This window comes from Streptococcus cristatus, from assembly GCF_003944225.1.
Classification (GTDB): Bacteria; Bacillota; Bacilli; order Lactobacillales; family Streptococcaceae; genus Streptococcus; species Streptococcus cristatus_K.
On the sequence record NZ_RJPN01000005.1, the window covers coordinates 1 to 12,923 of the forward strand.

Annotated in this window: 11 protein-coding genes, 1 pseudogene and 2 CRISPR repeat arrays; all 12 genes and pseudogenes read left to right on the forward strand. The window is 37.7% G+C overall.

The window, feature by feature from the left end; all coding sequences use genetic code 11:
* Positions 1-160 precede the first annotated feature (160 nt).
* The 12 genes and pseudogenes from cas10 to cas2 all read left to right on the forward strand — a co-directional run bounded on the left by cas10 (position 161) and on the right by cas2 (position 12,113).
* The gene (gene cas10 / locus D8797_RS06215) at positions 161-1,789 is read left to right on the forward strand and encodes a type III-B CRISPR-associated protein Cas10/Cmr2 (RefSeq protein WP_125379684.1); all 1,629 of its coding nucleotides are present in this window, start codon (positions 161-163) and stop codon (positions 1,787-1,789) included.
* Entirely contained in the window at positions 1,789-3,060 is a 1,272-nt protein-coding gene (locus tag D8797_RS06220; protein ID WP_125379685.1) for a hypothetical protein, read from the forward strand. Before cas10 ends, D8797_RS06220 begins: the two co-directional genes overlap by 1 nt.
* 10 nt (positions 3,061-3,070) lie before the next feature.
* Positions 3,071-3,784 (forward strand): RAMP superfamily CRISPR-associated protein, encoded by a 714-nt coding sequence (locus tag D8797_RS06225; RefSeq protein WP_125379686.1) that lies wholly within the window; start codon positions 3,071-3,073, stop codon positions 3,782-3,784.
* Entirely contained in the window at positions 3,765-4,178 is a 414-nt protein-coding gene (locus D8797_RS06230) for a hypothetical protein (protein WP_223327673.1), read from the forward strand. Before D8797_RS06225 ends, D8797_RS06230 begins: the two co-directional genes overlap by 20 nt.
* A gap of 2 nt (positions 4,179-4,180) precedes the next feature.
* Positions 4,181-4,984, forward strand: a complete 804-nt coding sequence (gene cmr6 / locus D8797_RS06235; protein ID WP_125379687.1) for a type III-B CRISPR module RAMP protein Cmr6 — start codon at positions 4,181-4,183, stop codon at positions 4,982-4,984.
* A 14-nt stretch (positions 4,985-4,998) separates the two neighbouring features.
* Positions 4,999-7,143 carry a hypothetical protein gene (locus tag D8797_RS06240; protein WP_125379688.1) on the forward strand — a complete coding sequence of 715 codons (2,145 nt, stop codon included), beginning with the start codon at positions 4,999-5,001 and terminating at the stop codon, positions 7,141-7,143.
* Positions 7,144-7,656: a 3'-5' exonuclease family protein gene (locus tag D8797_RS06245; protein ID WP_125379689.1), complete on the forward strand. Its 513-nt coding sequence runs from the start codon at positions 7,144-7,146 to the stop codon at positions 7,654-7,656.
* 1 nt (position 7,657) lies between these two features.
* Positions 7,658-8,032 carry a hypothetical protein gene (locus D8797_RS06250; RefSeq protein ID WP_125379690.1) on the forward strand — a complete coding sequence of 125 codons (375 nt, stop codon included), beginning with the start codon at positions 7,658-7,660 and terminating at the stop codon, positions 8,030-8,032.
* A 24-nt stretch (positions 8,033-8,056) separates the two neighbouring features.
* A pseudogene (locus D8797_RS10415) lies at positions 8,057-8,464 on the forward strand (reverse transcriptase domain-containing protein); the annotation flags it as partial.
* The gene (gene cas1, locus D8797_RS06255) at positions 8,450-9,577 is read left to right on the forward strand and encodes a CRISPR-associated endonuclease Cas1 (RefSeq protein ID WP_260471217.1); all 1,128 of its coding nucleotides are present in this window, start codon (positions 8,450-8,452) and stop codon (positions 9,575-9,577) included. The pseudogene D8797_RS10415 and the gene cas1, both read left to right, overlap by 15 nt.
* A gap of 164 nt (positions 9,578-9,741) precedes the next feature.
* Positions 9,742-10,289: a CRISPR direct-repeat array (repeat unit 29 nt; unit sequence GTTATACCTTACCTATAAGGAATTGAGAC).
* A gap of 86 nt (positions 10,290-10,375) precedes the next feature.
* The gene (locus tag D8797_RS06260) at positions 10,376-11,851 is read left to right on the forward strand and encodes a hypothetical protein (protein WP_125379692.1); all 1,476 of its coding nucleotides are present in this window, start codon (positions 10,376-10,378) and stop codon (positions 11,849-11,851) included.
* Between the two features lies 1 nt (position 11,852).
* A complete protein-coding gene (gene cas2 / locus D8797_RS06265) occupies positions 11,853-12,113 on the forward strand; it encodes a CRISPR-associated endonuclease Cas2 (protein ID WP_125379693.1) in 261 nt (86 codons plus the stop codon).
* 245 nt (positions 12,114-12,358) lie between these two features.
* A CRISPR array of direct repeats spans positions 12,359-12,779; the repeat unit is 29 nt; unit sequence GTTATACCTTACCTATAAGGAATTGAGAC.
* The last annotated feature ends 144 nt before the right edge of the window (positions 12,780-12,923 follow it).

Genomic DNA, 12,923 nt, shown 5'->3' on the forward strand with positions numbered 1-12,923 from the left:
GGGAAAAACTTTATCTAACAACTCCAGAGGAGTTTGATTTACTAAAATTTTTAGACTTTGCTGTGAAATATTATAATAAAGAAGATAATAGATATTTGCATAATGTCGATATTTTGTATAAGATTGAGAAATCCTAACAGACACAAAAGGAGATGAGTAAATGAAATACGTAGGTATTACAATCGGTCCGATTTTTAAAACCATTGGAGAGGCGATCTCTCCGGCAGGTTTGTGGTTTGGCAGTTATTTTTTCTCAACGGTGACAAAGAAACTCTGTGAAAAACTTGTTGAGATTCCAAATGTCAAGATTTTTTCACCGTTTTATGACTCTAATAGTAATCAAAACCCACAAGAAGATGGTATTGGTCGTTACCATGATCGGATTTTGTTTTCAGTTGATGGTAATACAGTAACTGAGGAAAAATTACAGAAGATAATTTCAGCAGTGAAGAAGGAAATGGCTGGAAAGTTTGGAAAATTTAATTCAGGGCAGATTGAGAATTTTATTAACAATTATCTGAGAATTGATTTTGTTATTCTTAATGAAAAAACTATGAATGAAATTAAAGAAAAAAGTGTAAAAGATGGAAATAACATAGCTATAATACTGAATGATGCTTTGGATAAACTGGAGCTAATGGCAGCAGGTAAGGGAAAAACAGATATGAACTTATTTGCTCCATTCTTTGCAGGCAAGAAAGACAATCGGAATTGCTATATTAAAGGAAGTGAGCTATTTACAGATACCAGGCTAAATAGCCAGTTGCTTACAAGCTACTCAGACCACGCTTCTGAATTGAAATCAATAGAAGATATAGCTCTATCTCGAAAGAAAGAGGAAAACTCTTCTGAAGAGGTCCCTGATGGTGAGGTAGCACCGATCAGAAGCGAATATTATGCAGTCGTCAATTCAGATGGGGATAAGGTCGGAACGCTTTTGAAGGATTTATGTAGAGGTGTAGATATCTCCCAACAGTCTGATAGGATAAATAGTTTTTCGAAGGCTTGTTTAAAATATGCTGGTGAAGCGGCTAAACTTGTCGGAGATTATGGCGGGATGACTATTTATGCTGGGGGGGATGATTTACTGTTTATCGCCCCTGTTCATTCTATTTTTGCCCTATGTCAGAAACTAAATATATTATTTATAGATACTTTGTCAAAAAGTATTAAGGAGTTGAAGGAGGAAGTCAAGATTAGCTTGTCTTTTGGTGTTGCTATTCAGTATGTAAAATATCCTCTATATGAAGCGCTGGAAAGAGCTAGAGTCCAACTTTATAAGGCTAAAGAAAGTTGCGGTAAACGTCCGAATGGTAGTGAAATCAGCGGAGGCAATCGTCTGGGGATAGAGTTGGTCAAGCACAGCGGAAAAACCGTTCAATTGATGGTAGAAAACGAGAAGTTGGAGGCCATTGATCATCTGATAAAATATCGAGCAACTACGAACGATCAAGCATTGGAATCTGTCCTCTATAATCTGCAGGATACAGAAATTATTTTTAAGTTGTTGTTTGAAAAAACCGCGCAGGATATATTTGATTTTCAAGAATATAAAATGAGGTTTTTGAATAACTTTAACAATCCAAACCAGTTGTCTTATCATAGTTATCTTGACGAAATAGCTAAATTTTTCTATGACAACTATTTAAAAGAATATAAAGATAAGCCAGAGACGAAAGAAAAGATTGATGGGATTTGTATAAAACGAAACATAAGTATCGGGGAATATTATACAAAAGAGTTGCAAGCTATTTTATTTCTGGTGAAGTTTTGGCAGGGAGGTAAGTGATGACAGACTATCTTGTGACTTTTAGACCGCTAGGAGACTATTCTTTTGGTTCAGACAGACACTTTAGCTTTGTCGGTAAAAATAACTATTCGAAGGATGAATATGCCCCTTATTTTATCCGTACTAATCGCGTTCCTGAGCAGTCCACAGTCTTTGGGATGATACGCTATCTTATCTTAGTCAGTAATGGGATTAAGCTGAAGCAGGATTTTAAGTATGGTGACGATACGCGAAATAAAATCGAAGCTCTAATCGGAGAGAAGAGCTTTTCTCTAAATGGAGGTGTGCGAGACTTTGGAAAATTAGAAAAAATCTCTCCCATCTTTCTGCTAAAAAATAGTGAGGAAATTGTCATACAAAATCCTTTTAACAACAAGCAGGGGAGAGAGGGGATTGATCAGTTTGCACCAATGCTACTAGAAGAAAAAATTAAAGTATCAACTAGTTTTGGTAAAATCGCTCTTCCTAAATCTAAGGAATATAATCCTAAAGAAGGATATGGGGATGGCTATTATAATATTGATACAGGTCATTTAGAAGCAGTCGAAGATATTTTTAGGACTAAGGTGGCAACTGGTGTAAGGCGTGTTACGCAGAAGGATCTGCAGGAGCTAAAGAAAAATATTCAGGCTTTGTGTAAGTTGTTTGTGAATGAAGATATGAAACAGGAGGATTCTAGTTTAGATAGGAACAGCAATCTTAGTTTAACCGAGTTTATAACTAATTTTATGGATTTGTTAGAAAAGTATAACAAAGAGGAAAAAAACCACTTTCAAGAAGAATTAGAAAAACTACTCAAAAATTATGATGCTGACCGTCTATTTAAGCGAGAGGTACATCAGCTACATAAGGACTATGAATTTGCAGTCTATGTAAAGGTTAATGGTGATATTACATTGAAAGACAGTATTGTTCCTATGGGGCAGAAAGGTACACTCTTCAAGGTTTCTGTAAAAGAATCGGAAAATAATTTAGAAAGTGAAATCACAAAGCATTTCCAGAAACATACTCCAAAAGGGCAAACCTGGCATTACTGCCTCTCAGATGTGTGCCTCTTAAATGATGTGACAGGCTTTGCGATCTTAGAGGAAAAGTTAGTTCGCCAGCTTCATACAGACCTTAGTAAACATCGTCTAAAAGGACTTGATTTGCAAGGATCTAGTCTTCTTTATAAGGCAGGGAGCGTCTTTTATGGTGATGATGCTATTTCGGTAAAAACTGGTTTAGAGTCAGCAGGTTACAATACTATCTATAAGATTACAGGGAAGTAAGGAGTAAAAAATGAAAGCAAAAATTTTTGTCATTGAATGTTTAACAAATTTGCATGTGGGCAATGGAGATGTTAATTTTAACATCATTGATAACGAAGTGGAGCGAGATGTTGTGACGGGATTTCCGACGATTAACTCCTCAGGTGTTAAAGGTGCTCTGAGGGCCTTCTTTAAAGAAAACGAGTTATCGGACATTATTGAAATATTCGGTTCGGAAGATAAAGGGGTTACTACTTCAGGAGCACTAAAATTTCTTAGTGCGAATCTACTAGCCCTGCCAATTCGTTCAATAAGTGGTGGGGATAAGCCCTATTCAATACATGCTCCGAAAACAGCTTGTGAAGATTTCAAGAAAATGCTTAAAAATTTTCAATTAGAAAATGTTTCAATAGCAGATATAAAGGGTGGAGATGAGAAGATAACTCTGGACGCAGATAATTCTTGCTTTGAAAAATATGGTTTACCAGTAATTGCTCGGAATAGTGTCGGAGAACAAACTAATTTGTGGTATGAGGAAGTTGTGCCCCACAAATCGATTTTCTATTTTGCAGTGGTGGCATCAACCAGTGAGGCAGATGGCCTTTTAGATGTGTTTACAGAGTCGGTGAGAGAAAAAATCATCCAGTTTGGTGCAAATGCTTCTGTAGGTTATGGACTTTGCAAGGTTGTTAAAGTGATTTCAGGAAATGAAGAAGGAGCAAACAATGGACAAGAACAGAATTAATCGGTTGCTTCCTATTGCTGTTGAGGTGATTAAAAAAGAGCTTTCGGAGCCAATTCCAAATGAGTTTCGAGGATATATCGCTTCTTTTGGAGCCGCGGTTACTATGGGAAGTCTCCCTGCAGCAGTTGCCTACTATTCGGCTGCATCAAAAAATGCCAAAGAAGATCGTACCAAGCTACCTGTTATGATTTTGGAAGTATTGAAGAAAGAAAACACAGCCATTAAAGAAACCACCTTGTTTGAGTATGTTACATCGTTCAAAAATGATAATGAGAGTTTCGCTATTAAAGAGGATGTATTGCATGCAGCCATTGCGATCAAACTAGGGCTAAACTTGTTTGAAATTGAGTCAAAAGATCAAAAAGTCAAGGAAGACGAGAAAAATGGAGGGTAAGGATGATGTTTAGTTCAAAAAACATGTCTTATATCTACTATCATGAATATTTTAAAGGATTAGAGGAGCGAAAAGAAAAATCAGGTTTAGTTTATGAACTGGGTAGGCAAAAAAAATCTAGTGAGGAGCAATTTCGTGATAGAAATATGGCTTTGCAGGATTTTAAATTTGACCTTTCTCTATCACCTTTGGAGCATTTAAAAAATGCTTCAAAAGGTGTAGCAAGTTTCCAAACCTTTTCTTTGGAAACTATTTATCCTGGCCTCATGATAGGAACTGGCAATCCCCATGATTTGAAATCAAAGGGTTCTATTTATTCTGGCTTTTCATTTGATTATGTAACGGGACTGCCCTATATACCTGGCTCCTCTGTCAAAGGGGTATTGAAAAGCGTCTTTCCTACGAAAGAAGATACCAAAGATGATATTAATCAACAAAAGATGGAGTATATTAAGTCACTTCTTAAACCAGAACTTTCTGATGAAGAAGTTTATGGCTTGAAAGATGATATTTTCGAAGATAATGATGTCTTTTTAGATGCTTATCCCTGTCCAACCTCTAAGCAACAGTGCCTAGCATTGGAATTCATTACGCCTCATAGTGATATTATCAAGAATCCTATTCCAATCAACTGTCTGAAAGTTAAGCCTGGAATCTCTTTTGAATTTGGCTTTTATCTGAACGAGTACCAGCTTTCAGATAAACTTCAAATTACGGTTAAAGAAAAAATAGAGTTATTTAAAACCATCTTAACTGATGTAGGCATTGGTGCTAAAACGAATGTTGGTTTCGGACAGTTAGAGTAGCAGAGGAAGCTTTTATGAAACAATTTGAGTTGTGGCTGGATGAAAGTGGGGAATTTGCCGATTCTGAGTCTCAAAGAGAGGAAATTTACTCTTTTCTTGGTGGTGTGCTAGTTGAAAAGGCTACTATTAAAAACTTTAACTTTTCTAGCATTCTTAATGATGATTCATTAAATCATGCGATGAATATGACCCCAAATCAGAAAAAGCAATATGTTATTCCTAAATTGATTGAATTTAAAAATCAGACGGATGCGTGTTATATCTTTTTTGAAAATATTGAGTGGCAGGGAAATGGGGATAATCGACAACTGTATTTACAAATCTTATCCGAGGGTCTCGTGCAACTCACGCAGCTATTAGAGGCAAAATATGGTGATATTAGATTGGATATAATCATTGCCAGTCGTGTAGCTCGAAAAGGTACAGAGGGGTTTGTCCATATTAACGAGTCTGAATATAAGCGTTCCTTTACAACGAGTTTAAAAACAAGTGAAGTCAGCTATCGTTCCGGGACAGATGTTCAATTTCAGTTGAAAAAAGCGACGGAATCACAAAGGTTAATCTTGGCGGATTTTGCTTCGAATATTCGGCGGATGTATTTGCGAGATCTTCCAGTTTTTCGAGATCAGAGAGCAGTCTTGCGCAATTTATTTGAGGATTCTTATGTATTTTCTCTGTCAACGTTATCTTCAGATAGTCGCATCCGATATTTGCTTGCTCAAAACGATGTATCAGAAGCTCTGATGGAATACTATACATCTCAAACTATAAAGACCAAGGGAACATATTTACATCTGATTGTCGACCGAATGAAGTATCTGAGTTATAGAGTACTGAAGTCGCAATTAAAACAGTTTGCTTCGGAGATTTTAGCTTATACGGCGAGACAGGATGATTATGAGAAGTCTATCGTGATATTTACAGAGATCTGTGAGCAACTTTTACCACTTTTGAGAGAAAAAAAGTATCCGTATGAGTTGTTTGCTTTTGAGGTCTTTCTGCAACTAAGCGATGTCTACCTGCGTTCTGGCCGTTCCTGTCAAGCAGGTCAAGTCATTTCTCAAAGTTTGGAATTGGTAAAGATTTCTGAAAATAGCTTAGAAAATCTTTTTAGCCTCTACCGAATCAAGGAAAAACTCGCTGTATTTTACATTGACAGTGGTCAGTATAAAAAAGCTTCTCAATTAATGGCAGATCTCCGAGCTATTTTTAAAGAGCTGCTAGATTTATTGTTAGCTTATAATTCAATTTCAAATTATTTTCAATCCTTGAAGTCCGAATACTATGGGGATGTTCTCTGTATGGAAATCTATAGCCTCTTGTTTCAAGCCCAGCAGGAAGATTTTAAATTAGGTACTATCATCCGTTTGTCTGATGAAGGTTTGCAGCAGTATCCGAGTTTTCCTGGAGAGTTGGAGCGTCATCGGCAATATCGTAGCAGAATTGAACTTCTAATGAAGGATGCTAAATCTGCACTTCATTGGTTGATTTTAGCGATTGACTATGATCATAGGATGGATAGTGAGATAGATGAGGTTGTGATTCAAGATTTTTGGGATAGGGTTGAGCGACAAGAGACAACCATTAGTCAACAGTTCTATGCCATGTATTACTCTTTAATCATGACTGAGGCTTATCAGCAGGATATAGACCTTGCTAAACTACTTTATACTGCCTTTGTTAAACATCCAGTCTATCGAGAGTTCTTTTCATCTCACGAGCGAAATCACGCAACAAAGTTGGTCAATACGGAGAAAATTTTCTACCATCCCATGGAAATCGTGTACTGGAATTTTGCTAATTATTATCGATTTGAGGGACAAATGGAAGACAGCCTGAATTGCTATGATAAGGCTATTAAAGTATGCATGAGAAACCAAGATAGTTTCACGTTAAAACTACGCTCCATTCCAATCTATGCAGCTAAAATTAGCTGTGAGAAGTTGCAGAAGAAAAAATCTAATACTTACGAAAAATTAAAATCTACCCTTCATCAATTGGAAACAATGGTGAAGGGCTATACTGGCAAAAACGATGTTGGTTTTTCAGAAACGCAGGAATTGCTGAGGGAATGGAAAAGCTTTTTTGATAATCTTGATCAAAAGTCGGAAACTGTCTCTGATAAACTTTGGTCATTTTCTCAGAAATGGAGATATTAAATGGAGTATCGTTTTATTGTAGATGCTGAGGTGGATGGTCTTTATGGTCCTCTGCTGACGATGGCTGTCATAGTCACAAAGCTAGATGGAACGGAAGTAGCTTCTTTCTACGGTGGTGTACCTAAGCAGATCGCGGAGACAAAAGAAGCCTGGGTGTTGGAACATGTCATCCCCTACATCGGAGTTTATCAAGTCTTTGCTACAGAAGAGAAACTTTTGGAAGAGGTCTGGAAGCTATGGTGTACTTATCGGACTTCCGCGCGTTGCTTTGCAGATGTACCCTTTCCTGTAGAGAGTCGGCTTTTCCATAAGATGGTAGAAAAGGATAGGAAAAATAGAGCATTTTTGGCTCCTTTCCCTATTATTGATGTTGCCAGTCTTTTGTACGCAAGAGGATTTGAACCCATTGGAAACCGACTGGATTTAGTCTCGCATTTCGAAGGAAGGCTGCATAATGCGCTAGATGATGTCAGATTATCAAGTCGTATCATCCAAAGACTGCTTGGTGAGTGAGATGTTTTCGTTAGAAGAGCTATTTTCGAAAAGAAATCAAAGAGAAGCACTCTTGCATCTATCAGGTAAGCCAAATAGAGTAGGTAGTGATGGTGTGCTTTTGAGTGAATTAGCAGATTATTGGTCGATGAACTCAGAGAGTATTCGGAAGGTAATAGAGCAAGGAAAGTATCGGCCGAGCTTGATTTATCAAACAGACTTTATTAAGAAGTCAGGTGGCAAAAGAAGAATTTCTTCATTTGGAACAGTAGACCGCTTCATCTTGCGATTGTTGGAACAGAAGCTAAATTGCTACCTTAATGATAGCTTTTTAGAACATTGTTTTGCTTATCAGGAAAATAAGGGCGTGCTGGCTGCTGTTTCTTGTGTGCAATAATTTCTAAGCAAAAATCTTCATCATCTTGTTGAAATTGATCTCCATCATTATTTTGATCAGATTGACCTTGAAAAACTTCAAGAGCAGCTAGGCGGGATATTGGAAGATCGCAGGGTACTTGATTTGCTAACTGCTTACCTGTATGCAAGTGTTTCCTATCAAGGGCAAATACATGAGAATACAATCGGCTTAATTCAGGGGAGCGCCATCAGTCCTGTTTTAAGCAATCTATATCTGAGGGATTTCGATCAATTTTTAGAGAGTAAGGGCTGGAACTGGCTTCGATATGCTGATAATATCTATATTTATTGCAAAAGTAAGAGTGAGGCTCAGGCTATTTACAAAGAAGCGACGGAGGTTTTGGTACGCGATTTCGATTTAGAAATCAATCAGAAAAAGAGCGGTGTCTTTGCTTCTATGAATCGTAGGGTCTTAGGTTATGATTTTCTCCTTAGGGAAGGAGAGGTGATTTGCCAGAAGCATCAGTATACTCCTCTCAGTTATTATTCTGGTTGTCATCCTAGTCAGCTAAATTTTGTCAATCGTCAGTATCATATAGTTGAAGGTGGCATTTTAAATCAAAAGGATTATTCGCTACTATTTGAAAATGAAGAACATCGGTATCATTTGCCGATAGAGGCAGTGGAGCAGATTGATATTTATTCAGATGTCATGATTGCACCGCGGACGCTCAAGCTTTTGGCTCAAAAGAGGATCCCTTTGGTAGTTCATAATGACTTTGGCAATATCCAAGCCTACTTTATTCCTGAGTCTATGAAGAGTCCTGCTCCGCTTTTATTGAAGCAGTGCCAAGTATATCTGGACGAGGAGAAGCGTTTGCTGTTGTCCAGGCAGTTTGAGTTATCGCATTTTCATAATCTGCGGGCAAACTGTCGCTATTATCTTAAAAGATATAAGTCCAATAAGCTTCTTTTAGAGATTGAGAAAGACTTGACGATGGCGATTAAGGAAGTTCATCGCAAAAAGTCGGTCGATGATTTGATGCTTTTAGAGGCACGGGTCAAGCAGATATACTACCCTATCTTCAATGAGATTCTGAATCAAAGTGGTTTTTCTTTTGTTAAGCGAACCAAGCGGCCACCTCGAGATCCTCTGAATGCCTTGATTAGTTTTTGCAATACGATTTTATACAGTCGTGTTCTCCGCTTGATCTGGCAGGCTAGACTGGATCCTAAAATCGGAGTGCTCCATGCTTCAAATAATCGTCCTTATAGTTTGCATCTGGATTTTGCGGATTATATGAAGCCAGTTATCGTGGATCGAGTGATTTTGAGTTTGATCAATAAACATCAAATCAATGCCACAGATCATTTTGAAGAAAGGGAAGATGGCTCGATTTATCTGAATCGGGAAGGGAAGTATATCGTCTTGCGAAGTTTTGAGGAAAAGCTACAGACGAGGCTAGTCATGGGAGGCTCGACCTATACCTATGCCCAGCTCATCCAGCACGACATTCGCCAGTTTAAGAGAATCTTGCAGCAGGATGGGAACTTAAAACGCTTTAAACCCTACAAATACTATTAAAAAGTCGGTCGATCTTTTCGATTTTTTGCCTCCTTTTTAAAAGCTGTCAACCAAGCGGTTTATGAGCGAAGGGTACAAAAAGATCGACCGACTTTTTTCATTGAAATCTTGAAAAAAGCCCTGTTTTTTGATACAATCAAGCTAGAAACAGCGAAAATGCTGTTGTTATACCTTACCTATAAGGAATTGAGACTTCGCACAGAAATTGCACTTTTGTGCTTCCTCTCCACGCGAATTTTTGTTATACCTTACCTATAAGGAATTGAGACTTTAAATCAAAGAAGAAATTCTTCTTTCGAAGAAGACCGACTGGTTGAGTTATACCTTACCTATAAGGAATTGAGACAAAATAGTTATTCTATTCCTTTCATTTAATATTTCAATTAAGTTATACCTTACCTATAAGGAATTGAGACATATTAAATTTCTGGGTCTGAGCTTGAGGCTGAGTAACGCTCTCAGTTATACCTTACCTATAAGGAATTGAGACTATACGGGATTCGAACCCGTGACGTCCCGTCGTGTCTGTGTAGTGTTATACCTTACCTATAAGGAATTGAGACCGAACAGATAATGAATAATCGAAATTATTCCCACTATCGCAATAGTTATACCTTACCTATAAGGAATTGAGACAACACCCCTTTTTCTGATATATAGTTTACATACCCTGATTGCACTTCGCTATACCTTACCTATAAGGAATTGGTTGCTTCAACTGAAAAAACTTGCGGGTGCAAGTTTTTTATGGTATATTGGAAGTGCTTTCATGATGAATGTCTTAATCGGAGGTTGTTTATGTCTGAGAGTCAATCTGTATATAGTCACCATATCTTTGTTTTGCCCTTTGCGGCCAAGGGGCTGGAGTCTTTTCCGAAGTCTTCCAATTGGAAGAAACTCAGCCAAGATGCCAATGAACTCCCCTATCTGAACGTGGAAGCTGGTGGAAAAATCGAGCGATTAAAGTACGCTTATCGCCGATATTTTAATAAAGAAGCAGAGGAGCTGATTTTCCGTAATCCTGAGCTGGTCACAAACTATGCTTATACTGGCTTAGAAAAAGGTGACGTGTATCGGATCTCTTATTATAATCAAATCAACAAACTTGAGTGTTATGACCTGACGCTTGACTATATCATGCTTCGTTATTTTCCAAATTTAGAAGCAGGTTTCCTAATTTTTTCAATGGAAAATCGTTGCTATGAGAAATTGGAAGATATTAAAAACATCAACCAGTATGGTCGTCATCTCTATGCTCCTTTTTTGCCTGCTCTTCGGAGTTATTCAGTCTCACCTAATAATATTGAGCTGATTAAGAGTGAAAAAATTAAGGAGGAACCACGGGAATCCGACTTGCTTTTGTCCTATGGGATCATGTCGGCTCCGAAAGAAATCTTACAGGATTTCTTTGGCTTGCCTGGGGAAGCGATATTCCCAGAGGATATCTCGCAGTTTGAGTCAAAGCCTCATTTGGAAATCATCATTGATGACCGGATGTATGTGGTGAGCTACATGATGGTTCCTGAAGTAGAGGACTTGATTTATAAAACGGCGAATTGGGCGAATTTTGATGATTCGGAGCAAAGTTTAGAAGAGATGAAGCTTCTTTATAGTGTTTTATACGTTGATAAGGGAGATTCAACATGTCTGAGTCGAGATATGCTGAAGGCAGAGCTGGAAAAGCTTCTCTATACGAGGTGGTCAGCTGAGGGAAGTCTTTATATGGCCAGTCAGCATTCGATGATTTTTATGAGTGGTTCTGATTTTCCAGAGTTTTTCCTCAAAGGCTACTTTTTGACGGAATATCTGGACTTGGCTTTGATCACGCTCAGTCAGAGGATTGGTATTCTGAAGTATTCCAAGGATGCGGGAGATAAGGTCAATGCTACAGTTTCTGATAAACTGAAGCTGCAAAAGGCTTACACGACCTTTAAAAATCAATTTTTGCTTCCAGAGCTGTGCCCGCAGGAACAGGCGGTGGAAATCTACGAATTGCTGCAAACTTCTCTCTATATCGAGAAGCATATCAATCTCCTAGATAGTCAGATCAGTGAACTGCATGATATCAGCCAGACGGAAGCAAGTAATGAATTGAATGAGACGGTAATAGTACTCACTGTTTTAAGTATTACATTAGCAATTATTCCGAATATCAAAGAACTGCAGGAACACTGTCTGACGATTTGTAATCTGAGCCTGGCTTATTCATCTTGGCTTACTTTGCTTATTCTTCTTTTGATAATTTGTTTCTTCTATTTCAAAAAGAGAAAATAAAATGTATATTATCTTGACATACGATGTGCATCGCAAACGCGTGGCCAAGGTTTTGAAAACTTGCCGAAAATACTTGGTTCATGTGCAAAAGTCGGTCTTTGAGGGGCATATTACTCCAGCAAAGCTGAGCGCTTTACAAAAAGAATTAGCCAACATTATAGAACCTCATACAGATTCTGTACAGATTTATCAGTTGGAATCTCCAAAATACACTAAGAAGCTCCAAATCGGAATAGTCGAATCGAATGAGTTTATCCTTTAGGTGGTTGCTGTAGTGCCCTAGCTAATAATCTAATCGCATGAAGTGTCTTCTTCATGCGATTTTTCTGATTTTGTCTTTCAAAAAGTCGGTCGATCTTTTCGATTTTTTGTCTCTTTTTCAAAAGCTGTCAACCAAGCGGTTTGTAAGCGTTAGGACAAAAAAGATCGACCGACTTTTTTCATTGAAATCTTGAAAAAAGCCCTATTTTTTGATACAATCAATCTAGAAACAGCGAAAATGCTGTTGTTATACCTTACCTATAAGGAATTGAGACAAAGTTTTTCTTCTGAATTGAGAATAATATAGTTAGATAATTTATTTATAGTTATACCTTACCTATAAGGAATTGAGACGTTTGGATCTTCACTATAAAGATTCAAGCCGCGTTTAAGTGTAAACACGTTATACCTTACCTATAAGGAATTGAGACCTACCGAAAGTAGCAGGTGTCACAACAGGCGCAACTACACCAAGTGTGACAGCAGTAAGTTATACCTTACCTATAAGGAATCGAGACAAGTAGATATCAGTACCAGTCTTAACGTACTTGTTGTAGAACTCTTCGTTATACCTTACCTATAAGGAATTGAGACTTTGGAGTTCCTATGTATATGATTATTCAGGAAAAATCATACACGTTATACCTTACCTATAAGGAATTGGTTGTGTGTCTTTGTCTGTCTCCGAGGGCACCAAAAAAGCGAGCAAATTTTTGTCTGCTGGGAAGCGTGAGAATTTGTTCGCCTTTTGTTTATAGGAATATTTGAAATTTCCATCATGATTTGCTATACTAGTAGCAGTTAGAGATTG